The sequence below is a fragment of the Microbacterium sp. genome (genome assembly GCF_041641055.1).
In the GTDB taxonomy this organism is placed as follows: Bacteria; Actinomycetota; Actinomycetes; order Actinomycetales; family Microbacteriaceae; genus Microbacterium.
In genome coordinates, this window is sequence record NZ_JBEPZB010000001.1 from 258,283 (window position 1) to 282,774 (window position 24,492).

The 24,492-nt window shown below is 69.4% G+C and carries 22 protein-coding genes; 5 read left to right on the plus strand and 17 right to left on the minus strand.

All coding sequences use genetic code 11. The features are described from left to right. Window positions 1-451: 451 nt before the first annotated feature. Both ACESK8_RS01180 and ACESK8_RS01185 read right to left on the minus strand, forming a co-directional pair. On the minus strand, window positions 452-1,246 hold the full coding sequence (locus ACESK8_RS01180) for a tryptophan-rich sensory protein (RefSeq protein ID WP_372966938.1): 795 nt from the start codon (window positions 1,244-1,246) through the stop codon (window positions 452-454). Window positions 1,247-1,534: 288 nt separating this feature from the next. After that, window positions 1,535-2,098: a TetR/AcrR family transcriptional regulator gene (locus ACESK8_RS01185; protein WP_372966939.1), complete on the minus strand. Its 564-nt coding sequence runs from the start codon at window positions 2,096-2,098 to the stop codon at window positions 1,535-1,537. A 94-nt stretch (window positions 2,099-2,192) separates the two neighbouring features. Between ACESK8_RS01185 and ACESK8_RS01190 the strand changes: the two genes are divergently transcribed. Together ACESK8_RS01190 and ACESK8_RS01195 are read left to right on the plus strand one after the other, a co-directional pair. Next, complete coding sequence (locus tag ACESK8_RS01190) at window positions 2,193-3,035, plus strand: alpha/beta fold hydrolase (protein WP_372966940.1); 843 nt, start codon at window positions 2,193-2,195, stop codon at window positions 3,033-3,035. A gap of 325 nt (window positions 3,036-3,360) precedes the next feature. After that, window positions 3,361-3,762: a hypothetical protein gene (locus ACESK8_RS01195; RefSeq protein WP_372966941.1), complete on the plus strand. Its 402-nt coding sequence runs from the start codon at window positions 3,361-3,363 to the stop codon at window positions 3,760-3,762. A gap of 272 nt (window positions 3,763-4,034) precedes the next feature. On the opposite strand, the gene ACESK8_RS01200 is transcribed toward ACESK8_RS01195, so the two are convergent. The 9 genes from ACESK8_RS01200 to ACESK8_RS01240 all read right to left on the minus strand — a co-directional run bounded on the left by ACESK8_RS01200 (window position 4,035) and on the right by ACESK8_RS01240 (window position 13,796). Continuing rightward, a complete protein-coding gene (locus ACESK8_RS01200) occupies window positions 4,035-4,991 on the minus strand; it encodes a siderophore-interacting protein (RefSeq protein WP_372966942.1) in 957 nt (318 codons plus the stop codon). Further along, the gene (locus ACESK8_RS01205; protein WP_060928660.1) at window positions 4,981-5,781 is read right to left on the minus strand and encodes an ABC transporter ATP-binding protein; all 801 of its coding nucleotides are present in this window, start codon (window positions 5,779-5,781) and stop codon (window positions 4,981-4,983) included. The genes ACESK8_RS01200 and ACESK8_RS01205 overlap by 11 nt, the downstream gene beginning before the upstream one ends. After that, on the minus strand, window positions 5,778-6,863 hold the full coding sequence (locus ACESK8_RS01210; protein WP_372966943.1) for a FecCD family ABC transporter permease: 1,086 nt from the start codon (window positions 6,861-6,863) through the stop codon (window positions 5,778-5,780). Before ACESK8_RS01210 ends, ACESK8_RS01205 begins: the two co-directional genes overlap by 4 nt. Continuing rightward, the gene (locus ACESK8_RS01215; protein ID WP_372966944.1) at window positions 6,860-7,903 is read right to left on the minus strand and encodes a FecCD family ABC transporter permease; all 1,044 of its coding nucleotides are present in this window, start codon (window positions 7,901-7,903) and stop codon (window positions 6,860-6,862) included. The genes ACESK8_RS01210 and ACESK8_RS01215 overlap by 4 nt, the downstream gene beginning before the upstream one ends. A 32-nt stretch (window positions 7,904-7,935) precedes the next feature. Beyond that, entirely contained in the window at window positions 7,936-8,970 is a 1,035-nt protein-coding gene (locus tag ACESK8_RS01220) for an iron-siderophore ABC transporter substrate-binding protein (RefSeq protein WP_372966945.1), read from the minus strand. A gap of 521 nt (window positions 8,971-9,491) precedes the next feature. After that, the gene (locus ACESK8_RS01225) at window positions 9,492-9,695 is read right to left on the minus strand and encodes a cold-shock protein (RefSeq protein ID WP_056310329.1); all 204 of its coding nucleotides are present in this window, start codon (window positions 9,693-9,695) and stop codon (window positions 9,492-9,494) included. 76 nt (window positions 9,696-9,771) lie between these two features. Then, complete coding sequence (locus ACESK8_RS01230; protein ID WP_372966946.1) at window positions 9,772-12,678, minus strand: AAA family ATPase; 2,907 nt, start codon at window positions 12,676-12,678, stop codon at window positions 9,772-9,774. A gap of 68 nt (window positions 12,679-12,746) precedes the next feature. Beyond that, the gene (locus tag ACESK8_RS01235) at window positions 12,747-13,166 is read right to left on the minus strand and encodes a hypothetical protein (RefSeq protein WP_372966947.1); all 420 of its coding nucleotides are present in this window, start codon (window positions 13,164-13,166) and stop codon (window positions 12,747-12,749) included. A 174-nt stretch (window positions 13,167-13,340) separates the two neighbouring features. Further along, window positions 13,341-13,796, minus strand: a complete 456-nt coding sequence (locus ACESK8_RS01240; RefSeq protein WP_372966948.1) for an SRPBCC family protein — start codon at window positions 13,794-13,796, stop codon at window positions 13,341-13,343. A gap of 117 nt (window positions 13,797-13,913) precedes the next feature. On the opposite strand from ACESK8_RS01240, the gene ACESK8_RS01245 reads away from it, so the two are divergent. Continuing rightward, window positions 13,914-14,948, plus strand: coding sequence for an aromatic acid exporter family protein (locus tag ACESK8_RS01245; protein ID WP_372966949.1), 1,035 nt, complete (start codon window positions 13,914-13,916; stop codon window positions 14,946-14,948). A 360-nt stretch (window positions 14,949-15,308) separates the two neighbouring features. Here ACESK8_RS01245 and ACESK8_RS01250 read toward each other — a convergent pair whose 3' ends face one another. Then, the gene (locus ACESK8_RS01250) at window positions 15,309-15,497 is read right to left on the minus strand and encodes a hypothetical protein (protein WP_372966950.1); all 189 of its coding nucleotides are present in this window, start codon (window positions 15,495-15,497) and stop codon (window positions 15,309-15,311) included. A gap of 104 nt (window positions 15,498-15,601) precedes the next feature. Between ACESK8_RS01250 and ACESK8_RS01255 the strand changes: the two genes are divergently transcribed. After that, complete coding sequence (locus tag ACESK8_RS01255) at window positions 15,602-16,270, plus strand: DNA alkylation repair protein (protein ID WP_372966951.1); 669 nt, start codon at window positions 15,602-15,604, stop codon at window positions 16,268-16,270. Between the two features lie 34 nt (window positions 16,271-16,304). Here ACESK8_RS01255 and putP read toward each other — a convergent pair whose 3' ends face one another. Then, the gene (gene putP / locus ACESK8_RS01260; protein ID WP_372966979.1) at window positions 16,305-17,819 is read right to left on the minus strand and encodes a sodium/proline symporter PutP; all 1,515 of its coding nucleotides are present in this window, start codon (window positions 17,817-17,819) and stop codon (window positions 16,305-16,307) included. A 267-nt stretch (window positions 17,820-18,086) separates the two neighbouring features. Here putP and ACESK8_RS01265 point away from each other — a divergent pair, with 267 nt between their 5' ends. Next, window positions 18,087-20,600, plus strand: a complete 2,514-nt coding sequence (locus tag ACESK8_RS01265) for a DEAD/DEAH box helicase (protein WP_372966952.1) — start codon at window positions 18,087-18,089, stop codon at window positions 20,598-20,600. Here ACESK8_RS01265 and ACESK8_RS01270 read toward each other — a convergent pair. Genes ACESK8_RS01270 through ACESK8_RS01285 form a run of 4 tightly spaced genes read right to left on the minus strand, consistent with a single transcriptional unit; the run spans window position 20,578 to window position 24,438 of the window. Continuing rightward, on the minus strand, window positions 20,578-21,639 hold the full coding sequence (locus ACESK8_RS01270; protein WP_372966953.1) for an acyltransferase family protein: 1,062 nt from the start codon (window positions 21,637-21,639) through the stop codon (window positions 20,578-20,580). The genes ACESK8_RS01265 and ACESK8_RS01270 overlap by 23 nt on opposite strands. Beyond that, window positions 21,636-22,592, minus strand: a complete 957-nt coding sequence (locus ACESK8_RS01275) for a D-alanine--D-alanine ligase (protein WP_372966954.1) — start codon at window positions 22,590-22,592, stop codon at window positions 21,636-21,638. The genes ACESK8_RS01270 and ACESK8_RS01275 overlap by 4 nt, the downstream gene beginning before the upstream one ends. Next, complete coding sequence (gene alr, locus ACESK8_RS01280) at window positions 22,589-23,833, minus strand: alanine racemase (RefSeq protein ID WP_372966955.1); 1,245 nt, start codon at window positions 23,831-23,833, stop codon at window positions 22,589-22,591. The genes ACESK8_RS01275 and alr overlap by 4 nt, the downstream gene beginning before the upstream one ends. Next, a complete protein-coding gene (locus ACESK8_RS01285) occupies window positions 23,830-24,438 on the minus strand; it encodes a M15 family metallopeptidase (protein WP_372966956.1) in 609 nt (202 codons plus the stop codon). The genes alr and ACESK8_RS01285 overlap by 4 nt, the downstream gene beginning before the upstream one ends. Between the last annotated feature and the right edge of the window lie 54 nt (window positions 24,439-24,492).

Consider the following 24,492-nt stretch of genomic DNA (forward strand, 5'->3'; position numbering starts at 1 on the left):
CTGAGCCGGTGCTCTCGGTGCGCGAGGTCAGGAGAACCGGCTGGTGCTCTGAGCCTGACCTTTCGGTGCGCGAGGACAGGAGGACCGACTGGTGCTCTGCGCCCGACCTCCCGGTGCGCGAAGACAGGAGGACCGACTGGTGCCTTGAGCCTGAGCTTTCGGTGCGCGAGGACAGGAGGACCGACTGGTGCCTTGAGCCTGAGCTTTCGGTGCGCGAGGACAGGAGGACCGGCTGAGATCAGGAGAGATTTCGCCGGATGGTCCTGATCCCGATCGGTCGTCCTGTTTTCGCACCGAGGGGCCCGCCGTGTGCGTCGCCCTGCGGGTATCCGGCATGGCCGCCCGGCGCGGTTCACAACTCAGCACGAAACTGCGGTCGGCGTCCGAGATCAGCAGGTTTCGCTCGTCTGCCTCACACTCATGCTGAGTCGTGAACCTGAACGCACGGCGATCAGAGCGCGATTTCGGCCCGCGGCTTGCGCAGCAGTCCCCAGCCGCCCGCAGCGACCAGCGCGATGGCCACCACGATCGCGGCGATTCCCGTGACGGTGCTCTCGGGTTCGCCCGTGAATCGGCCGACAGCCAGCCATCCGAGTCCCCAGGCCGTCGCGAGGGCGGGTGCGATGCGCTTGGTCACGAGCGCGCTGGTGACGCCGATCACCAGGACGACGGCCAGCACGGCGATCGCCCAGATCTCGGCCTGCTCCGCCCACGCGGCGGGAGCGATCTGTGTCAGCCAGGCGGTGGTGTTGGCGACCGTCGCGATGGTGACCCAGCCGAAGTGCAGACCGTTGGCGCCGTCCACGACGATCCGCTCGGGCCAGGTGCGGGCTCGGCTGCGTCCGAGGATCACGATCACGCGAGCAAGGGTTGCGAGCAGCAGGGCGATCACGAGGACCGTCATCGGGAGCGACCAGAACTGCGCGGTCACGAGCCAGAGGCCGTTGAGGATCATGGATGCCGCGATCCACCCGCCGACCGCGCGCTGCCGTTCGTCGGCACGCTGTGCCGGGAGGGCCTGCCACACCGTGTAGGCGATCAGGCCGAGGTAGATCAGCGACCAGATCGAGAAGGCCGGCCCCGCCGGAGCGAGATAGGAACCCTGCGCCGACAGCGCACCGTCCTGCAGCTCGCTGACCGAGGTGCCGCCGAAGGCGCCGGAACCGACGGCGGCCGCGATCAGCATGAAAGCGGCCGAGGCGATGATGATCGTCTGGCGGGCGATGTCCTTCGTCCGGGATTCCATGTTCCGCAACTTACGCGCGCGAGCGCGGAAACGCACCAGCCTTGACAGGGCAGTGCCAAAAGACTAGCCAAGCTAGCAAAAACCCTGCGTCCCCAGGCTCAGGGCGGGCGCGACGCAGATCCACAACTCCGAAGATACGCGTGCAGATCCGCCACCCCGTCGGCTGTGCCCGCCACCTCGCGCCGATCTCCGGAGTTATGGAGAAAGGACGGCGGTGGCGGGCAACAGGGAAGCACGAACGGGAAGATCGCCCCGATGGAGCCGAGCGCAGAGCAGGCCCGCCGCGGGTCAGGCGGCGACGGCGGCGTCGATCAGCACCTCGGCGGCATTGCGCGCCTGCACCGCGACCTGCGGATCGGCGGCGATCGCCGCCGTGCTCTGCGCCCCCTCGGCGAGGATCGACAGTTGGGCCGCGAGGGATGCGGGTGCGCCGGCGGCCACGACCAGGTCGGCCATGTACGCCTGGAACGACGCCTTGTGGTCGCGCACGATGGTCGCCACCTCCGGGTTCGTGCCGCCGAGCTCGCCGAAGGCGTTGATGAAGGCGCAGCCGCGGAAGTCGTCGGTGCAGAACCAGTTCTCGAGGTAGCCGTACACGGCGAGCAGGCGATCGCGGGGGTCTGCCCCGGCATCCGCCACCGCCCCCGTCAGACCCGACTCCCATTCGGCGTGCTTGCGCGCGAGGACGGCGGTGACGATGTCGGTCTTCGATGGGAAGAGGGCATAGAGGCGACGCAGCGACACGCCGGCCGCCGCACGCAGCTCGTCCATGCCGACAGCGGCGTATCCCTTGCGGTAGTAGAGCTCGTCGGCCGCCGCAAGGATCTGTTCACGTACCGTTTCCTCGGTCATCCTCCCAGTGTACTTGACACGAGAACGAGCGTTCTCTACAGTGAAGACATCGAGCGAGAACGATCGTTCTCACCGCACCGAAAGGATCAGGACCATGGGCTACATCACCGCCGGAAACGAGAACAGCACCCCGATCGAGCTCTACTACGAAGACCAGGGTTCGGGCCAGCCCGTCGTCCTGATCCACGGGTACCCGCTGAACGGCCACAGCTGGGAGCGCCAGACCCGCGAGCTGCTCGCCCAGGGCTACCGGGTCATCACGTATGACCGCCGCGGCTTCGGGCAGTCCTCGAAGGTCGGCACCGGATACGACTACGACACCTTCGCCGCCGACCTCAACACGGTGCTCGAGACCCTCGACCTGCGCGACGTCGTGCTCGTCGGCTTCTCGATGGGCACCGGCGAACTCGCCCGCTACGTCGGCACCTACGGCCACGACCGGGTCGCCAAGCTCGCCTTCCTCGCCTCGCTCGAGCCGTTCCTCGTGCAGCGCGACGACAACCCCGAAGGCGTGCCGCAGGAGGTCTTCGACGGCATCGAGGCCGCAGCCAAGGGCGACCGCTACGCCTGGTTCACCGACTTCTACAAGAACTTCTACAACCTCGACGAGAACCTCGGCACCCGCATCAGCCAGCAGGTCGTCGACGCGAACTGGAACCTCTCCGTCACCAGCGCTCCGGTCGCGGCCTACGCGGTCGTCCCGACCTGGATCGAGGACTTCCGCGGCGACGTCGACGCCGTGCGCGACGCCGGCAAGCCCACCCTCATCCTGCACGGCACGAAGGACAACATCCTGCCGATCGACGCCACGGCCCGCCGATTCCACCAGGCCGTTCCCGCGGCGACGTACGTCGAGGTCGAGGGCGCACCCCACGGTCTGCTCTGGACCCACGCCGACGAGGTCAACGCCGCGCTGAAGGACTTCCTCAGCAAGTAGTCACCGCCGAAAACAGGCCGACCGCTCCGCATCAGGACAGGATCACGCAGATCCTCCTGATCCGGGGCGGTCGTCCTGTTCTGGGACTGCCGGCGGACGGGGCGGTCGTCCTGTTCTGGAACTGCCGGCGGACGGGGCGGTCGTCCTGTTCTGGGACTGCCGGCGGACGAGGCGGTCGTCCTCTTCCGGGCTGCCGGCGGCGGAGCGGTCGTCCTGTTCCGGGGCTGCCGGCGGACGGGGCGGCCGGCGTGCCGACGGGCGGAGCCTACGGCGGATGCTGCGCGCGGCGCCCCTACGGGTCGATCTGGTGCGACAGGATGGGGCGATGAGCCGCCGCACTCGTCTGACAGCATCCGCACTCGCCCTCATCGCTGCGGTGATGCTGACGGGATGCAGCTTCTCATCGCCGAATCTCGCGGTGCTCGAGACCGAGCGGGAGGCCGAGGACGAGCTGCCGCCGCTCGAAGCCGACTCGTACGACCCGGTCGACACGGCGACGAGCCGCTACGTCGGCGAGCACGATGGCGTCTCGCTTTGGGTCGCGAAGGGCATCGATTCCCCGGCCTGTCTCATCGCGATCGCCGACCCGGACGAGGAATGGGCCATCGCGTGCGGGGGCCTGCCGACCCGGCTCAGCAGCTTCGGTCACACGTTCGAGCTCACCCCGGACGGCTCGCCGGCTCCCGAGGGGATGACTCGGATCTCCGAGAACGTGTACGCCGAGTAGCCTCGGCCTCGGCTACCCCTCACGCTCCGAAGGAGATCTCGCGCCCCGAAGGACCGCATCCGGCATCCGCTCCTTCGTTATGAGCGATCTCCTTCGGTACGAGAGATCTCCTTCGTTACGAGCGATCTCCTTCGTTATGAGCGATCTCCTTCGATCCGAGCGCCCTCCTTCGGTACGAGAGCCCTCCTTCGGTACGAGCGCCCTCCCTCGGCACGAGCGCCCTCCTTCGATCCGAGCGCCCTCCTTCGATCCGAGCGCCGAAGCGGGCGGGTTCAGCCGCGCATGGCGACGCCGCGTCGCCAGTAGCCCATGAAGGCCACCTGCGAGCGGTCGATGCCCAGGTCCTTGACCAGGTGTCGGCGCAGCGTCGTGACGACACCGCTCTCCCCCGCGATCCAGAAGTAGCGCTCGGCGGGAGCATCCGCCTCCGCGATCTCCTCGCCGAGACCCGAGTAGTCGGGGGTCTCCCAGAGCAGGTCCTCGGTGTCGATGTCCTTCACGTCGATCTCATCGGCGGCATCCGCATCGCCGAGGTACTCGAGCACGGCCGGGATCAGGCGCACGCCGTGCGGCTCGCCGACATCGCGCGGCAGCCAGTGCACCTCGACCCCGGCGGGCACGTCGATGCGCAGGATGTCCGCGGGCGACGGCACCTCGATGAACGCGCAGCCCTTCACATCGCTCGGAGCGTCTTCGAGAATGCGCGCGATGGCGGGCGCCGCGGTCTCGTCGCCGGCGAGCAGCACGGATGACGCGGTGCCCGGCTCGTACTCGGCGCCGCCGTGCGCGGCGGCCGGAACCCCGCGGCGGGGTCCGACGACGAACAGCTCCTGGCCGACGGCGGCCGCATCCGCCCAGCGCGACGCCGGACCGGAGAGCCCCGGCGCCAGGTGCAGCACGAAGTCGACATCCAGCTCCGTGCCCGCATCCGTCACCCGCAGGTCCCGTACGGAGTACGTGCGCATCGATCCGCGCTCCTCCTCCGGCACGGCGAGATACGATCCCCACCAGTCCCCGGTCTCGCGATCGAGGGTGGGCAGGACGCCGGATGCCGGCGGGAAGACGATCTTGATGCGCGAGTCGAAGACGTCACCCGGTGTGCCGAACTCGAACAGCTCGTCGCCGCCGAGTGTGACCCGCACGAAGTTCGGCGAGACGCGGTCGACCGCGCGCACCTCGGCGCGTGCCAGCACGTAGGTCGGGCGTTCGGTGGTGGTCTCAGCGGACATGATGCCTTCCGATCGGGGTGACCATCGGCTTCCCGGAGACCGGGTCGATGGTGATCTGGTTCGCGAGGTCGAAGACCTCCTCGACGAGCTGGGCGGTCACGACATCCTGCGGAGCGCCGGTGGCGTGCACCCTGCCCTCCTTCATCGCGACGAGCTCGTCGGAATACCGCGCGGCGAGGTTGAGATCGTGCAGCACCATGACGATCGTGGTGCCGCGCGAGACGCTCAGGTCGGTGAGCAGATCGAGGACCTCGACCTGATGGGCGACGTCGAGGAACGTGGTCGGCTCGTCGAGCAGCAGGATGTCGGTCTCCTGCGCGAGCGCCATGGCGATCCACACGCGCTGACGCTGGCCGCCTGAGAGCTCGTCGACGCTGCGGTCGGCGAGGTCCGTGGTGCCGGTGGCGGCGAGAGCATCCGCCACGACCTCGTAGTCGTGGGCGCTCCACCGCGCGAGCATCTTCTGATGCGGATGCCGGCCCCGACCGACGAGATCGGCGACGGCGATCCCCTCAGGGGCGACCGGCGACTGCGGCAGCAGCCCCAGGATCCGTGCGACCTCCTTGGTGGGTCGCGCATGTACCGACTTGCCGTCGAGCACGATCTGCCCGGCGGTCGGAGAGAGCAGGCGGGCGAGCGAGCGCAGCAGGGTCGACTTGCCGCATCCGTTCGCGCCGACGATCGTCGTGATCTTGCCGGGGGCGATCGCGAGGTCGAGGCCCTCGATGATCGTGCGGTCGCCGTAGGCGAGGGTGACGGCCTCGGCCGTCAGGGTGTGCGCCTCGGTCACAGTGAGCCTCCCGAGCGGTTGGAGCGGACGAGCAGATAGATGAGGTACGGGGCACCGAGCACGCCGGTGATGACGCCCACGGGGTAGCGCTCGCCGAACGCGAACTGGCCGAGCAGGTCGCTGCCCAGCACCAGCACCGCACCCACGAAGGCGCTCGGCAGCAGCAGGTTCGCGCCGGGTCCGGTGATGCGCGCGGCGATGGGCCCCGCCATGAACGCCACGAACGCGATGGGTCCGGTGGCGGCCGTCGCGAACGCGAGCATCGCGACAGCGCCCAGGATGAACAGCAGCCGGGTGACGTTCACGCGCACCCCGAGACCGGATGCCGAGTCGTCGCCGAGCTGCAGCGCACCCAGCGCCCGGCCCTGCGAGAACATCAGCGGCAGGATGACGACGGCGGCGATCGCGAGGGGCACCACCCGATCCCAGGAGGCGTTGTTGAGGCTGCCGGTGAGCCACTGCATCGCGGTCTGGATGTCCCAGCTCGCCGCGCGCGAGAGCACATACGAGATCACGCTCTGCAGCATCGCCGCGACCCCGATGCCGATCAGGATGAGCCGCGTGCCGGCGAAGCCGTTCTTGAGGGACAGCAGGTAGATGACGCCGGCGGTGAGGATGGCGCCGCCCAGCGCGAACAGCGACACCAGCGGGCCGTTCAGCGAGAGGACGACGATGGCGAGCACTGCTGCGGCGCCGGCCCCGTTGGAGATGCCGATGATGTCGGGGGACGCGAGCGGGTTGCGCAGGAGCGTCTGGAACGAGACGCCCGCGATGCCGAACGCGATGCCCGACAGGACCGCGAGCACGGCGCGGGGCAGGCGCAGCTCCCCCACCGTGAACGATGCGCCCGGCACGGTCTGGCCGAGGATGACGCGGACGACTTCGTCGAGCGGATAGAACGTGTTGCCGATCATCAGCGCCACCGCGAACAGGGCGAGCAGCAGGATGCCGAGCACGATGGTCGCGACGGCGTGGCGGCGGTGACGCGCACGGCGACCGGCCACGATCGCGGCGATCCCGTCGGGCGCGCGATCCGGCGCCGCCGGGGTCGGCGATGCGGATGTCGGATGCGTGGTGGTCACAGTTCGCGCACCTTCTGTCGGCGGACGATCCAGATGAAGAACGGGGCGCCGATGATCGCGGTGATGATGCCGACCTGGATCTCCTCCGAGGTGGGCGCGATCACCCGTCCGATGACGTCGCTCGCGAGGAGGAGCGCGGCCCCGGCCATGGCCGAGAAGGGCAGCAGCCACCGGTGGTCGGTGCCGATCAGCATCCGGCAGACGTGCGGGATGACGAGTCCGACGAAGCCGATGGGTCCCGCGATCGCGGTCGCGGCTCCGGCGAGGATCACCGCCCCGAGCGCCGACATCAAGCGGGTGCGGAACACGTGCTCGCCGAGGCCCTTGGCCATGTCGTCGCCGAGGGCGAGGGAGTTCATGCCGCGGGCACTGAGGAAGCAGATGAGCGCACCGAGCGCGAGCACCGGGGCGGTTATCGCGATGCGCGGCCATTCGGCTCCGCCGACGCCGCCGATCTGCCACGACTGGAAGGCCTGCAGCAGGTCGACGCGGGGGAGCATGATCGCGCTGATCAATGAGGCGAATGCGGCGGAGGTCGCGGCTCCGGCGAGGGCGAGCTTGAGCGGCGTCGCGCCGCCGCGTCCGAGCGAGCCGACCGTGTAGACGAACGTGGCGGCGATCGCCGCGCCGACGATCGCGAGGGTCATCTGGCTGTACGGGTCGCTGAGCCCCACGAAGGCGAGGCCGATGACGACGGCGAGCGATGCGCCGTTCGAGACCCCGAGGATGCCGGGGTCGGCGATCGGGTTGCGGGTCACCGCCTGCATCGTCGCGCCGGAGAGCGCGAGGGCTGCACCCACGAGGATCGCGAGCAGTGTGCGCGGGAGGCGCTTGACGATCGCGGCCTGCGCGAGCGTGTCATCCTGCCCCGCGAGGGCAGCGAAGATGTCGTCGATGCTCACCGCGCGCACGCCGAAGCAGATCGACAGGATGCAGAGTGCGAGGAGCACGCCGAGTCCGACGAGCAGCCAGAGGGTGCGCGCCCACGCCGGGCGCCGCAGGTCTGCGGTGCCCGGCGCGGGGATGGTGACAGCGGTCACGAGGACTCAGTGCGCGAGGGTGACGCTGACGGTCACTTCGCGGCGAGCGGTGCCGCCAGCAGGCCGAGGTAGTCGGACAGGCCCCACTGGATCGACAGCGGCGACGGGTTCGCCGAGGCTGCGATCGGCGTGGAGTCGGGAAGGATGACGATGTTGCCCTCGGCGATCGCGGGGATCTTCGACAGCAGCGGGTCGGCCTGCATGGTGTCGATGAGCGACTCGTCTCCGTAGGTCACGAAGACGTCGACATCGTCGAATGTGTCGGCCTCCTCCGCGCTGACGGAGAGGTAGAACTCCTCGCTGTCGGCGTTCTCCTCGACGATCGACGGGAGCGGCAGCCCGAGGTCGTCGTGCAGGTAGCCGGGGCGCGTGTCGATCGCGGTGTAGTAGCCGACCTGGCTGAGGTCGCTCGGGTCGACGTAGGCGAACAGGACCTTCTTGTCCTTGAGCGCGCTGTTCTCCTCGAGGGCGGCTTCGGCGTCGGCGTGGAGCTCGTCGATGAGGGCGTCGCCCTCCTCCTCGAGCCCGAGCGCCTTGGCGTTCAGCTCGATCATGTCGTCGAGAGGGGTGCCCCACTTGACCTCGGGGAACGCGACGACCGGAGCGATCTTCGAGAGCTGGTCGTACTCCTCCTGCGACAGGCCGGAGTAGGCCGCCAGGATGACATCCGGGCGGGTGTCGGCGACGGCCTCGTAGTCGATCCCGTCGGACTCGTCGAACAGCACCGGCTCGTCGCCGCCCAGCTCTTCGAGCTTCTCCTCGACCCAGGGCAGGATGCCGTTGTCATCGTCATCGCCCCAGGTGGCCTTGCTCATGCCGACGGGCACGATGCCCAGGGCCAGCGGCACCTCGTGGTTCGCCCACGCGATGGTCGCGACGCGCTCGGGCTTCTCCTCGATCGTGGTCTCGCCGTACGCGTGCTCGACCGTGACGGGGAAGGCGCTGTCGTCAGCAGGGTTGCCCCCGGCCGAGTCCGAGTCGGTGCCGGTCGACGGAGTCGCGCAGGCGGTGAGGCCGACGGCGAGGGCCGCGGCGACGCCGAGGGCGAGAAGACGAGAAGTGCGCACAGGCGTTCCCTTCGGGTTGGGATGGGGGGTGCGGCGCAGAAGGGCGCCAGGCTTTGGTAAGCCTGGCCTAATCTAACAGAAAGTTAGGCAAGCCTCATCTCTGGGCGCCTGGGCGAGCGGCATGGTCGTCCCTCGTGCGGGGCCAGTTGCGCACCGCATCCACCTCATTCGGGTGCCGTACTGACCCCGCCCGCATCCCGGCCCCTTGCCCCTCCCCGCGCCCCCTCCCCGCGCCCCGCCCCGCGCCCCGCGCCCGGCGATGCGGGGCCAGTTGCGCACCGCAAACGCCGCGTTCCGATGCACAATCGACCCCGCCCGGCATCCCCGCCCGGCATCCCGCACGGCATCCCCGCCCCGCGCCCCGCGCCCGGCGATGCGGGGCCAGTTGCGCACCGCAAACGCCGCGTTCCGATGCACAATCGACCCCGCATGGCATCCACGCAACCGGCAGTCGCCCCGGGCACACAGAAAGCCGGCCGGATCCGTGAGGATCCGACCGGCTTCAGGAAGTCAGCGCGCGCTCAGAGAGCGCGGATGTTCGCCGCCTGCATGCCCTTGGGGCCACGCTCAGCGTCGAATTCGACCTTCTGGTTCTCGCGGAGCTCCTTGAAACCGGAGCCGGCGATTGCCGAGTAGTGGGCGAAAAGGTCGTCCGTGCCGTCATCGGGAGCGATGAAGCCGAAGCCCTTTTCCGCGTTGAACCATTTCACAGTGCCAGTGGCCATGTGTTTTCTACTTTCTGTTTTCAACGGCCGCTTGCGCGGCCTGCGCCGTGACGGAACGTCCGACACACGCGCCTGATCAACGTACCACGGCAGGCTGACGTTCAGCCGTGAACGGTGGATTCTGCTGCAGAACGGCTGCCTCGGTGCGCGTGCTCACCCCGAGTTTGCGCAAGACGGCCGACACGTGGACGCTCACCGTCTTGACGCTGATGAACAGTCGCTCGCCGATCTGGCGGTTGCTCAGCCCCTCGGCGATCAGCGCGAGAACCTGCTTCTCGCGCGCTGTCAGGGACTCGACCTCCGCCGATGCACCCGCCACAGAGCCGGCCACAGAGCCGGTGGATGCGACGGTCGCCAGACCCGCCGCAACCGCGAACGCGCCGACGATCCTCTGCAGCGTGACGTGTCCGAGGCGCGCGGCCTCACGCAGAGCATGCTCGAGCAGGGATGCCGCCTCGGCGCGCTCCCCCTCGTGGACCAGCAGTCGGGCGAGCTCGAGCCGGACCACCACGCGGAAGGTCACGGGCACGTCGTCGCGGTCGACCACAGCGACCGCGCCGCGCAGCGCGGGGATCGATCGGGCAAGCAGCGCCTCGAGGATCACCTCCCACGCTCCGCCCCGCAGCTGTTCGGGCTGCGACGACCAGGCTCGACGCAACGCCTCGGCTGCGGTATCGACGTCGCCGCCAGACGCACGAAGCTCGGCGATCATCCATCCGCCCTCGAGGAGCAGACGCCTCTGGTGCAGACAGACGGGGCCCGCATCGTCGAGCATGCGCACGATCTCGTCGAGCGCCTCCGCGAAATCGCCCCGGCTCTGCGCCACCGAGACGCGCATCATCACCTCGTCGTACCAGATCTGTCGCTCGTCCCCGCTCGCCTCGACGAATGCCGAATGCCACGCACGCAGGTTCTCCGCAGCCTCGTCGTGCCGACCTCGCCAGGCGAGCACGCGCACCCGCGTCATGGTCGAGTACAGGTGGAAGATGCGCAGGGTCCCCTGGGCGAGCTCCCGTTCGAGCATCCCCTCGACGCGTTCGATCTCACCGAGTTCGAGCAGCGGCACGGCCATGTTCTGGGTGATCACGGCGCCGGTCGTGCGCTCGACTCCGAAGGCCCGGGCCCGGGCCATCCCCTCTTCGGCGACGCTCACCGCATCCCGATAGCGTCCGAGCAGCCCGAGCAGGTCTGAGTAGTTGACCCGATAGCGCAGCTCGGCGTTGGCGCTCTTCGCCAGACGGAGCGCAACGGCATACTCGCGATGCGCCTCGGCGAGGTCACCGAGCTGCGCCCGGGATCCGCCTCGCACGTTCGCGGCGATCGAGGCCTCGTCGTCGGAACCCGCGCGCGCCGCCCGCTCGCCGGACTCCGTCGCCAACGCGATCGCCTCCTCGAACCGTCCGGCGACCATGTACCGACTGCCGAGCTGATTCTGGAGCGATGCGCGCAGTCGATCGTCGTCGACGCGACCCTCGAGGATCGCCAGGGATTCCTGCAGCAGCGGGATCGCGCCCCGCCGAGCGAGATTCATCGTGTAGTACGCCTTGTCGCGCAGCAGTCTCGCGTGCATGCGCGGGTCGACCGTCGCGGGGTCGACCTCGTCGAGCGCGAGGTTCACGACGGAGAGCGCCCGCTCGCCGTCTCCTCCGTTCCTCAGCACGGATCCGAGGGAGCGGAGCATCTCGAGACGCTCGATCCGAGCGACGCTCTCGGCATCGGGCACCTGGATCCACAGGTCGAGAGCGAGCTCGCCGAAGCGCGCCGCGCTCGCGAAGGCGAAGCGGGACTTGGCATCGAGCATCGCGGCGACGGCCGCAGCGAGCGCGCGACGGTCGTCTTGCGCGAGTTGCCAGTGGTACGCGAGCGCGGCCGGGTCGGCGACCTCGGGGTCGTCGGTGTTCTCCTCCAGCGCCTCGGCGTAGGCCCGGTGCAGGCGGGCCCTCTCGCCGGGAAGGAGATCGTCGTGCACGGCTTCGCGCAGCAGTGCGTGTCGGAAGCGGTAGTCATCGTCGACCACGACGAGGATGCCGCTGAGGGTCGCCTCGCGGATCGCCTCGTCCAGTCGGACCTCCGGCAGGCCGGCGAGCCGCGTGACCAGAGGGTGCGTCAGCGGACGCTCGGCACCGGAGACGACCTGCACGACCCGCCGCGCGTCGTCGCCGAGCCGGTCGAACCGAGCCAGGAGCAGGTCGCGCAGCGACCCGGGCAGAGGGCCTGCGGAGCATCCGGCGATCTCCTCTACGAAGAACGGGACGCCCTCGGCGCGCTCGTGGATGCGCTCGAGCGCCGCATCGCTGACCGGCTGTCCGGTGATCGACTCGACGAGCCGGCGCACGGCCGACGTCTCGAGGCGCTCGACCGTGACGCGTTCGAGCAGGCGGGCGCGAGTGGACTCGCCGATGAAGCGGCTCACCGCGTCGCCGCGACGCACGTCGTCGGAGCGACACGTGAGCAGGAGTAGGACACGGCCGTGACCGAGGGTGCGCAGCAGGAACGACAGCAGTGCGAGGGTCGATTCGTCTGCCCAGTGCAGATCTTCGACCACGAGAACCTGCGGGGCGTGCGCTGCCGCAGCCTCGATGAGCGAGGCGATCGCGTCGCGCAGGCGGTCAGGACTCGTCTGTGACCGCTCCGTGGGGTTGAGCTCGGGGAGGAGCATCCCCAGCGCCTCGACGCCGACGCCGATCTCCTCACGCACGCGATCAGCACCCATGCTCGTGACGATGGACCGCAGGATGCCGGTGAGCGGCCCGAACGGCGTGCGAGACGCCCCCAGGTCGAGGCACCAGCCGACATGCACGTCGGCCCGCGCTGCCACCTCGGAGCCGAACTCGCGCAGCAGACGCGACTTTCCGATGCCTGCCTCTCCCTCGATCAGCGCGGCGACCGGCATCCCTTCGACCGCGCGGCCGAAGAGCTCGCGGACGATCGCGAGCTCGGCGTCACGGCCGACCATCGCGGCGCTGGGAGCGGACGGGGGCATGGATTCATCGTGCCACCGACCACCGACATCCGGGGCCGGGAATCCGTCTGCCGAGAGCGGAGCGACGATCACCGCGCGGGTACGGCTTCGCACCCTGCGGGCACGCGTCGGTCTGCCGCGGCATCCGGCAGCGCGGTGGTGCGGGATGCGGCTGCACCGCGGGATGCTGCACGGCGGGATGCGGGTGCAAGCTCCGCAGCATCACGGGATGCGGCAGTGCGGGATGCGGCAGTGCGGGATGCGGCAGCACTGCGGGATGCGGGTGCGGCCTGCGCCGCGGTGCGGGATGCAGCAGTGCGGGATGCGGCCGCGCTGTGCGATCCGGCGCGGCCGAGCATCCGATCGACCAGTCGCCGCATCGGACCGGCGGCGCGCGGAACGATCTGATCGGCATGCTCGGTCAGGAAACGCCGCCGTTCCGCGGCCTGTGCGACCTGCTCCTGCTCGAATTCGGTGACCCTGTAGGCGAGGTACGGGTGCTCGTACATGACATCTCCTCGGTGTGTGATGTCCTCAGACTCCGCTCTGAGGCACCCCGTCGGCATCGGGAGGATGTCCTATCTTCCGCAGCCCCGCACCCTAGACAACGCGCCGGGCACACAACGAGGCCCGGGCGGTGATGGGGGCATCACCGCCCGGGCCCCGGGTCTGTGGTCGAGAGGTCAGGCGTCGACGTCGCCGCGCCATGCACCGGTCTCGGTGCCGCGCTTCTCGATGAACTCCTTGAAGTTCTGCAGGTCCTTCTTCACCGCGTGCGATCCGGCCCCCACGAGGGAGCCGACCTTCTCGAGCAGCCCCTCGGGCTCCCAGTCGATCTGCACGGTGACTCGCGTGGTGAGGTCCTCCAGCTTGTGGAAGGTCACGACGCCCGCGTGCTCGGTCTCGCCGCCGATGCTGTTCCACGCGACGCGCTCGTCGGGGTGCTGCTCGGTGATCTCCGCGTCGAACTCGCGCGTGGCGCCGCCCACGTTGACCTTCCAGCGCGTGTGGGTGTCGTCCAGCTGGACGATGGACTCCACCTCGTCGAGGAACTTCGGGAAGCTCTCGAACTGGGTCCACTGGTTGTAGGCGATGTCGATGGGAACGTGTACGTCGATGGTCTCGATGATCTGCACCATGTGATGCTCCTCACTTGTCGTCGTTCGTGTGGATCCATTCGACGCCGGCCGACGAGTCTGCGCGACGGGGTTGACATCTCGACGGGCGACAGTCGCTAGCCGAGTAGCGTGGGGCTCATGCGCATCCACGCCGCGATCCGCGCTTCGAAGCGCGCACCCCTGCTGCAGGTGGTGAAATCCGCCGCAGCGACGATCGCCGCATGGATGCTGGCGGGGTGGGTCGTGCCAGGGCAACTGCCCGTGTTCGCGGCGATCGCCGCGCTGCTCGTGGTGCAGCCGAGCGTCAACCAGTCGCTGTCGAAGGCGCTCGAGCGCAGCATCGGCGTGATCGTGGGGGTCGTCATCGCCGTGGCGCTCGGCCTACTGCTGGGTTCACCGAGCTGGATCGTGCTGCTCGCGATCGTCGTGGCGATGCTGGTCGCGTGGGCGTTCCGGGCGACGCCGGGCACCGGCAACCAGGTCGCGATCTCCGCGATGCTCGTACTGGCTCTGGGATCGACCCCCGACTATGCGCTGGCCCGCATCGGCGAGACCCTGATCGGCGTGGTGATCGGGATCGTCGTCAACGCTCTGATCGTGCCGCCGGTGCTCGTCGCTCCCGCGCGGCGCGATCTCGGGCTCCTCGGCAGCGAGCTCGCGGCGAGCCTCGATCGATTGGCCGCCGCCCTGCCCGACGCTCAGACACCGGCCCAGCTGCAGGAGCTGCTGCTCGAGGCGCGTCTGCTGCGGCCCATGAAAGACGCTGCCGAGGCGTCGATCGCCGCGGGCGAGGAGTCGCTCACACTGAACCCCCGCCGGTCGACGCACCGCGCGGAACTCGTCGAGATGCGGGCGCTGCTCGAGCGGCTGTCGCCCATCGTGACGCAGACCATCGGCATGACGAGGGCCTACTTCGACCACTACGACGACTCGATCGGCGAGGAGCCTGCCGTGGCGGCGATCGCCGAGCAGCTGCGACGGGCCGGGCATGATGTGCGTCTGGCTGTGCAGATCGCCGACGTGTCACCGGAGCCTGAGACCCTGACCTCGGCGATCCCCGCGCTCACGGCGCCCCTCGTCATCCGCCCGCCGTCGTCGGCGCACTGGATCCTGATCGGCTCCCTGATGGAGGACCTGCGGCGCATCCGCGGCGAGCTCGTCGAGGACGAGTGAGTCGTCGCGCGGCTCAGGCGAACTCGTCGAGGAGGAGTGAGTCGTCGCGCGGCTCCACAACTCCGGAGATCCGGACGGTTTCAGCCCGACCCGGGCCCGCGCGGCGGAATAGATGACTGATCTCCGGAGTTGTGGCCGCCAAGAGCGGTTGACTCAGGCGGGTGGCCGTGCGGCTCAGGCGAGCTCGTCGAGGACGAGTGAGTCGCTGCGGGGCTCCACAACTCCGGCGATCTGGCCAATCCGGGCCGATCCGCGCCTGGATCGTCGAATTCCGGGACTCATCTCCGGAGTTGTGGCGAGCAGCGGAAGATCGGCAGGCGTGAGCGTCTGAACGCAGGCGGCAGCCGGTGCCGCCCCCGGTCAGTCCTGCTCGGGATCGTCGGCGAGCACGTCGCCGTCGTCGTCGGAAGCCGGGTCGGAGGGGACGACCGTCGGCGGCTCTCCCTTGTTGTCCTCGGCACCGAGGTTGTCGTTCTCCTCAGGCCCGGGGGACGGCTCGGTGCTGATGTCGTTCCGATCGGTGCTGATGTCGTCGCTGTCGTGGCTCATGACGTTCCCTTCCTCGGCGTGCGGTCGTGTTCCCGAGCGACGTTACGGCCGGATCCGCGTGCCCGCGCGGGCCTTGACAAGCCCTCGAGGCCTACTCTGGGTGCATGCCCGAGACGACCGTCGCCGAAGCCCTGTCCGAGCTCACCGCGCTTGAGGATCCGAAGATGCGCGCCGCGAACGAGAAGCGCGGCGACGACCACGGCATCAACCTCAGCAGGATGCGCGCCCTCGCGAAGCGCATCAAGACCGATCAGCCGCTCGCGAAGGAGCTGTGGGCGACCGGCGACACCGCTGCCCGTCTGCTGGCGCTGCTGATCTGCACGCCTCGCGCCTTCACGGCCGACGAGCTCGACGCGATGCTGCGCGAGACCGACCCACCCAAGGTCAACGACTGGTTCGTCAACTACGTCGCCAAGAAGACGCCGCTCGCCGAGGAACTGCGCCTGCGCTGGTTCGACGACCCCGATCCGACGGTCGCGGCCGCCGCCTGGTCGCTCACGACGGTGCGAGTGGCCAAGGATCCCGAGGGGCTCGACCTCCCGCACCTGCTCGACCTGATCGAGCGGGACCTCCGTGATGCTCCCGCGCGACTGCAGTGGGCGATGAACGAGACCCTCGCGAACATCGGCATCTTCCACCCCGAGCTGCGGGCGCGGGCGCTGGAGATCGGCGAGCGCCTGCAGGTGCTCGCCGACTACCCGACGGCCCCCGGCTGCACCTCGCCGTTCGCCCCGGCCTGGATCGGCGAGATCGTGCGGCGCCGCGAGGGCTGAGCGACGGCATCCTGACGCCCAGCCCTTCCTGGCGTCAGGGGGTGTCGCCCACCGCGTGCGGACGCGGCAGCGCCAGCATCGTGCCGGTGTCGGTGAACTCCTGCTGGATCTCGTCGTTGTGCTTATAGGTGAAGAGGCTGACCACGACTGCGGCGATGAACGCGAACACGAAGGCGGGGAGCAGCTCGTACAGTCCGGTGTTCAGCGCCTTCCAGATGAACACGGTCGCGGCGCCGACGAACATGCCGGCCAGCGCGCCCCAGTTGGTGAGCTTGCGCCAGAAGAGGCTCAGCAGGATGATCGGCCCGAACGCGGCGCCGAATCCCGCCCATGCGAAGGAGACCAGGCCGAGGATCGAGTCGTTCGGCGTGATCGCGAGCAGGATGGCGATGATCGCGACGACCAGCACCGCCATGCGGCCCATCAGCACCAGCCGCTTGTCCGACGGCGGCGTCTTGCGCACCACCTTGTAGAGGTCCTCGACGAGCGCCGACGAGCACACCACCAGCTGGCTGGACACGGTGCTCATGATGGCCGCCAGCACCGCGGCGAGCACGAGGCCGGCGACGAACGGATGCAGGAGCGTCTGCGACATCAGCAGCACCACGGTCTCGGGGTTGTCGAGGGTGATCCCCCGCTGCGCCATGTAGGCGATGCCGACGAGACCCGAGACGACTGCACCGCACATGGACACGACCATCCACGAGATGCCGATGCGCCGGGCGCTCTTCGCCTCCTGCGGCGAGCGCAGCGCCATGAAGCGGACGATGATGTGCGGCTGCCCGAAGTAGCCGAGGCCCCAGGCGAGGGCCGAGACGATGGCGAGGAAGGTACCGCCGGTGACGGCCCCGCCGCCCAGCAGCGACAGGAAGCCCTCTCCGCCGTTCTCGGTGATGAGCGTCGATGTCGTGTCGAGGCCGCCGATCGCGATGATCGCAGCGACGGGCACCACGATCAGCGCGATCAGCATCATCAGCCCCTGCACGACGTCGGTGAGGGAGGCGCCGAGGAATCCGCCGAACAGCGTGTACAGCAGCGTGATGCCGCCCACCAGCAGCATCCCGAACAGATAGTCGCCGTTGAACGAGCTCTCGAAGAAGACGCCGGCCGCGACCATGCCCGACGAGATGTAGAGGGTGAAGAAGACCAGGATGATGAGCCCGGAGACGATGCGCAGCGACCGACTCGTGTCGCGCAGCCGGTTCTCGAAGTAGCTCGGGATCGTGATCGAGTTGCGTGACACCTCGGTGTACGCGCGCAGCCGCGGAGCGACGAGCAGCCAGTTGAGGTACGCGCCGATCGTCAGGCCGATCGCGATCCAGGCCTCGATGAGACCGGCGGCGTAGATGGCGCCGGGCAGGCCCATCACGAGCCAACCGGACATGTCCGCGGCGCCGGCGCTGATCGCCGCCACCCACGACGGCAGGTTGCGGCCGCCGAGCATGTAATCCTCATGGTCGGACGTGCGCTTGTACGCGAAATACCCGATGAGCAGCATTCCGGCGAAGTACAGGGCGAGTGCCCCATACAGGAAGATCTGGTCGGACATCATCGTCCCTCCTGAGCGGTGCCGATCACCCCTCTCGTGCTCCGATGATGCCAGGCGGATGCCGTCACCGCAGGTGCCACGCAGAGACCCCTCATCACACTGCTCGTTACGCTGAGGGCGATCCGCTGCGCGCTCGCTCCCTCCCTCGATGACTCGCAGCGAAGGAGATCTCACGCAGCGAAGGACCGCATCGAGCATCCGCTCCTTCGCAGCACGAGTTCCCCTTCGCACGAGGTGCCTGACCGGAGGTGGGATGATCGACACACCATGCCTGCGATCCTCGACCATACGACGCTGACCGACGGATCCGATGCGGATGCCGTCTACACGGCGTTCGTCGAATGGGCGGAGTCCACCGGGATCACCCTCTATCCCGCCCAGGACGAGGCGGTCATCGAGATCGTCTCGGGCAACAATCTCATCCTGTCGACGCCGACCGGCACCGGAAAGTCGCTCGTCGCCGTGGGCGCGCACTTCGCCGCGCTCGTCGAGGGCCGCCGCTCGTTCTACACCGCCCCGATCAAGGCGCTCGTGAGCGAGAAGTTCTTCGCGCTCGTCGACGTGTTCGGCGCCTCGAACGTGGGCATGATCACGGGCGACTCCTCGGTCAACCCGGATGCCCCGATCATCTGCTGCACGGCCGAGATCCTCGCGAACCTCGCGCTGCGCCAGGGGACGGATGCCGCGGTGCATCAGGTCGTGATGGACGAGTTCCATTTCTACGCCGACCCCGACCGCGGGTGGGCGTGGCAGGTGCCGCTGCTCGAGCTGCCGCAGGCGCAGTTCATCCTCATGTCGGCCACGCTCGGCGACGTGTCGCAGCTGTCGAGCGACCTCACCCGCCGAACCGGCCGCGACACGGCATCCGTCACCGGCGTCGAACGTCCCGTTCCCCTGCACTACTTCTATGAGACGACGCCGATCCACGAGACGATCGACGACCTGCTGGGCACCGGCCAGGCTCCGGTCTACGTCGTGCACTTCTCGCAGGCTGCGGCGATGGAGCGGGCCCAGGCGCTGTCGAGCACGAAGGTCGCCACGCGCGAACAGCGCGATGAGATCGCGGCCCTGATCGGCGGTTTCCGCTTCACGACCGCGTTCGGCAAGACCCTCTCCCGCTTCCTGCGGGCGGGCATCGGAGTACACCATGCCGGGATGCTGCCGAAGTACCGTCGCCTCGTCGAACAGCTCGCGCAGCGCGGCCTGCTGCGGGTGATCTGCGGCACCGACACTCTGGGCGTCGGGATCAACGTGCCCATCCGCACCGTGCTGCTCACGGCGCTGACGAAGTTCGACGGCACGCGGATGCGTCAGCTCAGCGCTCGGGAGTTCCATCAGATCGCGGGGCGCGCCGGCCGCGCCGGCTTCGACACCGCCGGCACCGTCGTCGCTCAGGCCCCGGAGCACGAGACCGAGAACGTCGCCGCGATCAAGAAGGCCGGAGACGACCCGAAGAAGAAGCGCAAGATCGTCCGCAAGAAGGCTCCCGACGGCTTCGTCTCGTGGGGCGAGCCGTCGTTCCGCAAGCTCATCGACGCCGAGCCCGAAACCCTGACCTCGCACATGCAGATCACGAGCGCGATGATGCTCAACGTGATCGGCCGCGGCGGCGACGTCTTCGGCAACATGCGCGCACTGGTCTACGACAACCACGAGCCCCGCAAGAGGCAGCGCGAGCTGGCTCTGCGCGCCATCGGCATCTACCGGACGCTGCTCGAGTCGGGCGTCGTGGAGCAGACGGATGCCGGGGAGATCCGCCTCACCGTCGACCTCCAGCCGAACTTCGCCCTGAACCAGCCGCTGTCGCCGTTCGCCCTCGCCGCCTTCGAGCTGCTCGACCCCGACCCTGCCGCCGGCACCGGGACGGGGTCGTATGCCCTCGACATGATCTCGATCGTGGAGTCGACTCTCGATGACCCGCGCGCGATCCTCGGGCAGCAGGAGTTCCTCGCCCGCGGTGAGGCCGTGGCCGTCATGAAGCGCGAGGGCATCGAGTACGACGAGCGGATGGAGCTGCTCGAGGAGATCACGTATCCGCGGCCTCTGGACGAGCTGCTGACCGCCGCTTTCGAGACGTTCAGCGCGGCGCAGCCGTGGATCCGCGACTTCGAACTGCATCCGAAGTCCGTCGTACGCGACATGTACGAGCGAGCCATGTCGTTCGGGGAGTATGTCGCGTATTACAAGATCGCGCGCTCCGAGGGCGTCGTGCTGCGCTACCTCTCCGACGCCTATCGCGCGGCGTCTCAGACGATCCCCGAAGAGCTGAAGGACGAGGACCTGCGCGACCTGATCGAGTGGCTCGGCGAGCTCGTGCGCCAGGTCGACTCGAGCCTGCTCGACGAATGGGAGGAGCTCGTGAACGGCGTGCTCCAGGATCCGGACGAGGAGCCGATCGTCCCGCCGGCGCCGAAGCGTCTGACCTCGAACGTCCGTGCCTTCCGCACGCTGGTGCGCAACGAGCTGTTCCGCCGCGTGCAGCTCGCGGCACGCGAGGACGTCACTGCCCTCGGCGAGATCGATCCCGCTTTCGGCGCCGACGCCTGGTCGGATGCGCTGGACGGCTACTTCGCCGACCACGACGAGATCCTCACCGGCGGCAACGCGCGCAGCGCTCAGCTGCTCCTGATCACGGAGGGCGCAACGGAGTGGACGGTCCGTCAGATCCTCGACGACCCCGCCGGCGACCACGACTGGGGCATCTCCGCCACGGTCGACCTCGCCGCCTCCGACGAGGAGGGGGCGGCGGTGCTCACGGTCACGAGCGTCGACCGACTCTGAATCTTCGCCTTTCCTTCACTCGCGCCGTGAGGCGGTCGGTCACGAGCAGCGGGTCGAACAGCATCCCGAGCCCGACGCGCACGAGCAGGGCGTGCACGGCGAGGCAGATCGCGATCACCAGCGCGGCCAGCAGCGCGGGCCAGAGAGCCTCGACGAGAGGCGTCACCACCAGACCCGACCCGCGCAGCGCTCCGTCGATCAGGGCGAGCGGCACCATGTGGATCACGTAGATCGGGAGCGTTCGTCGTCCCACCCATCGCAGTGGGCGTGCGATCACGTCGATGTGCCGGTCGAGCAGCGCGCACGCCGCCACGCCGAACGCGACCGCCACGATCGCGAGCAGCGGCCAGATGCCCGGCCACTGCCGCATGCCGAGAACGCCGACCGTGCCGACGGTCACGACATATGCCAGTCCGAGCATGACAGTGCTCAGCACACCGGATGCCGCGGCGAACCTCTCCACGACGGAGCGCAGTCGCAGGCCCGCGAGGAAGAAGAAGAGGTTCTGCAGCACCTGCCACAGGTTGCCGAGGTCCGGCAGGAGGCCGGACGCGGCGACCGCGGCCAGTGCGAAGGCGAGGGGCAGCACGATCTCGGTCGGCACCTGCCGCACGAGCCGGGCCACGACCAGGTAGACGGCGAGCGCGAGCAGGTACCAGAGGTTGGTGGGGCTGATCGTGAGCTGGGCGAGCAGCTGCCATCCGTCCGTCGCCCTGGCCGTGTCGAACTCCGGCGTGATCGCGAGCGCGATCGTCTGGACGAGGACCCAGACGACGTAGACCAGAGCGAGCCGACCGGCGCGACGGCGCCAGGACGAGCCGGAAGGAGCCGAGACGGCGCGGCCGGCGAACACGCCGGAGATGAGGAAGAACAACGGCATCCGCAGCGGCAGCAGTTGCGCGTTGAGCCTCGCCCACCCCTCGGTGATCGCGCCGGCGCCGTCGAGCCCGATCGCGTGCTTGGTCACCACATGCCAGAGCACCACCAGGATGATGCAGACGCCCTTCGCGACATCGGGCCAGCCGACGCGCGCCGTCACCGCCCCGGCACCTCGGCGGCGCGCACCAGACGCGACACCAATTCGACATACGAGACGTCGGTTGCCTCGAACATCCGGGGCACCTGGGATGCCGCGGTGAGGCCGGGCATCGTGTTCACCTCGTTGAGCACCGGGCCGTCGGCGGTGAGGAAGAAGTCCATCCTGGCGACTCCGGCGCAGCCGAGCGCATCGAACATCGTCAACGCCGCCCGCGTGAGCGCGGACGTCTGCGCGGACGACAACTCGGCCGGAACCGTGAACCGGGCGCTGCCGTCGTACTTCATGGCCGTGTCGAAGAGCCCTGGCGCATGGATCTCCAGCGGCAGCGCGGCCCACCGCACGCCGCCGGCCTCACGCAGGACGGCCACGTCGATCTCGCGCCCCTCGATGACCTCCTCCACGAGGATGCGCGAGTCGAATCGCGCGGCCTCCCGCAGCGCTGCCCCGAGCAGGCGCTCCTCGCGCACGAGCGACACCCCGTAGCTCGACCCCGCCGAGACGGGCTTCACCACGACGGGCCCGTCGAACTCGGCATCCCCGGAGTCAGCCGCTCCGACCAGCCGCCCTCGCGCCGTGCGCAGCCCCGCCGCCTCCGCGACGAGCTTCGTCGCCCACTTGTCCATCCCGATCGCGCCGGCCCGTGTGCCGGAGCCGACGACGCGCACGCCCGCCAGTGCGCACAGCGCCGCGAGCACGCCGTCTTCCCCGAGCGCTCCATGCACTGCGGGGAATACGACGTCCGCCCGAGCGATTGTGGGCACGGCGAGGGCGAGGGAGTCGGCGGCGGTGGCACCCTCCGAGACGCCCGCCACCTCCCAGACGCCCTCGCGCGAGATGGTCACGCCGCTCACGTCGTGACCCCCCGACCGCAGCGCGGCCGACACCGCCGCGGCGGACGCGAGCGAGACCTCATGCTCGGCGTTCTGCCCACCGCCGATTACCAGCACCCTCACGCGGTCCTCCTCTCGACGCGGGGCCCGATCCCCGTGACGATCGTGTGCGGGATGCTCCCCGCCCAGCGCGCCCAGTCCTGGATGCTCGGCACGGCGCCGCCGTCCGGGCCGAACACCACGGCCGTCGAGCCGCGCGGCATCCTCCGCCCGCCGGTGTCGACGACGATCTGATCCATCGACACCCGTCCGACGATCTCGCAGCGCACCCCGTCGATCGCGACGGCGGCCCCCGGCAGGAGTTCCCGCGGGATGCCGTCGGCATACCCGACCCCGATGACCGCGATCCCCGTCTGCCGCTGCGTCACATGGGTGCCGCCGTAGCCGATCGGCGTCCCCGCGGGAACGACGCTGCTGTGCACGACCGAGGCCGTCAGCCGTGCGGCGCCCTGCAGCGCCACGCTCTCCGACGGGTCGATGCCGACGAGCCCCGCTCCGACCCTGACCAGATCGAAGTGCGTCGCCGGGTCCGTGAGCGTGCCGGACGTGGCCGCCAGGTGCACGATGAGCGGTCCGAATCCGGCGCGCAGCACGGCATCCCTCCCCTGTCTCATGCGCAGCACCGCCGGCGCGTTGACGGAAGGATCCGCCGCATCCGCTCCCGGCAGGTGCCCCATGACGCCGACCACCTCGATCTGCGCATTCCCCGCCCGAGCGACGCGCAGGAGCTCGGCCCAGTCCGCCACCGGCACCCCGCCTCTCGCCATGCCCGTGTCGAGGTGCAGGTGCACGCGCAGGCGCCCTGCGTCCGCAGTCGAGGCGTCGGCGATCAGCTGCCGTAGCTCCTCGACCGAGCCCGCGGCGACGTCGACGCGATGAGCAAGGGCTCGGGCGACATCCACTCCCGAGGGGTTCAACCAGGCGAGGATCGGCACGTCGATTCCCGCCGCGCGCAGCTCCGCCGCGTCGCCGACGTCGGTGATGCCGAGCCACTCCGCCCCTGCCGCGACCGCAGCCAGGGCGACCGGGACGGCCCCGAGCCCGTAGCCGTCCGCCTTGACGACCGCCATGATCGTGGCGTCCGTGGCGAGGCGCATACGCTCGACGTTCGCGGCCACCGCGTCGGTCAGCGTAGTCAGGGTCGGCGCGTGCAGCCGCGAGAGGGTCGGCGGGTGAGCCGGTGTCGTCGGCGACTGCGCCGGTGTCGGCGACTGCGCCGGTGTCGTCGCGGGCATCGAGGCACTGGTGTCGGCGCGCGTGCCGACGCTGGTGGTCTCGCGAGCAGGATGCAGCACGGTCGTCATCGCTGGGTCCTCGGATCGGCGGTCGGGTCGGCGTACATCAGCGGGCAGCCGTTGGCGACGGCCGCGGGGCGCAGCTCGAAGTGCCAGCGCTCGTTCTCGTAGATCTGGCAGAGCCCGAAGTCCGAGCCGTGCCGCGACAGCCAGTCCTGGGCGGCCACGGGTCCGAGGTCCACGGCATCCCCCGAGACGTGCTCGGAGTGCTCCGGCGTGGCGACCCAGCGCGCCGCCTCCTGCTCGGACCCGTACTCGGCGATCGCCTCCTGACGAAGGACCTGCTGATAGTCCGCCGAACGCCATCCGCTGTTCACGTGCACGCGGACGCCGTCGTCCTCCGCGGCGGTCGCCGCCGCCCGCACGGCGGCCAGCAGGTCGGAGTCGAGGTTCGTGACGGCCGGGGTGTCGTCGAACACCGACACCGCACCCTCGTCGCGGATCAGGCCGTCGGCCTCGGTGATCGACGACGGCGGCACGGACGGAGGCACGGATGCTGAGGCGAGCGACTGCTGGCCGATCAACACGACCGAGCCGGTGATGGCGGCGGCGAGAAGCCCGACACCGACCAGTGCGGTGAGGCGGCGACGCCCGAGGGCAGTGCGTGTGTTCATGTCCTCAGTCAAGGAGGGCGGCTGTTGCGACGACGTATGCGTTTTTTCATATGC

Bases quoted from the DNA above. Each gene is read 5' to 3' on its own strand.
- ACESK8_RS01180 (WP_372966938.1), bottom strand. From the start codon at position 1,246: ATGGAATCCCGGACGAAGGACATCGCCCGCCAGACGATCATCATCGCC.
- ACESK8_RS01185 (WP_372966939.1), bottom strand. From the start codon at position 2,098: ATGACCGAGGAAACGGTACGTGAACAGATCCTTGCGGCGGCCGACGAG.
- ACESK8_RS01190 (WP_372966940.1), top strand. From the start codon at position 2,193: ATGGGCTACATCACCGCCGGAAACGAGAACAGCACCCCGATCGAGCTC.
- ACESK8_RS01195 (WP_372966941.1), top strand. From the start codon at position 3,361: ATGAGCCGCCGCACTCGTCTGACAGCATCCGCACTCGCCCTCATCGCT.
- ACESK8_RS01200 (WP_372966942.1), bottom strand. From the start codon at position 4,991: ATGTCCGCTGAGACCACCACCGAACGCCCGACCTACGTGCTGGCACGC.
- ACESK8_RS01225 (WP_056310329.1), bottom strand. From the start codon at position 9,695: ATGGCCACTGGCACTGTGAAATGGTTCAACGCGGAAAAGGGCTTCGGC.
- ACESK8_RS01230 (WP_372966946.1), bottom strand. From the start codon at position 12,678: ATGCCCCCGTCCGCTCCCAGCGCCGCGATGGTCGGCCGTGACGCCGAG.
- ACESK8_RS01235 (WP_372966947.1), bottom strand. From the start codon at position 13,166: ATGTACGAGCACCCGTACCTCGCCTACAGGGTCACCGAATTCGAGCAG.
- ACESK8_RS01240 (WP_372966948.1), bottom strand. From the start codon at position 13,796: ATGGTGCAGATCATCGAGACCATCGACGTACACGTTCCCATCGACATC.
- ACESK8_RS01245 (WP_372966949.1), top strand. From the start codon at position 13,914: ATGCGCATCCACGCCGCGATCCGCGCTTCGAAGCGCGCACCCCTGCTG.
- ACESK8_RS01250 (WP_372966950.1), bottom strand. From the start codon at position 15,497: ATGAGCCACGACAGCGACGACATCAGCACCGATCGGAACGACATCAGC.
- ACESK8_RS01255 (WP_372966951.1), top strand. From the start codon at position 15,602: ATGCCCGAGACGACCGTCGCCGAAGCCCTGTCCGAGCTCACCGCGCTT.
- putP (WP_372966979.1), bottom strand. From the start codon at position 17,819: ATGTCCGACCAGATCTTCCTGTATGGGGCACTCGCCCTGTACTTCGCC.
- ACESK8_RS01265 (WP_372966952.1), top strand. From the start codon at position 18,087: ATGCCTGCGATCCTCGACCATACGACGCTGACCGACGGATCCGATGCG.
- alr (WP_372966955.1), bottom strand. From the start codon at position 23,833: ATGACGACCGTGCTGCATCCTGCTCGCGAGACCACCAGCGTCGGCACG.
- ACESK8_RS01285 (WP_372966956.1), bottom strand. From the start codon at position 24,438: ATGAACACACGCACTGCCCTCGGGCGTCGCCGCCTCACCGCACTGGTC.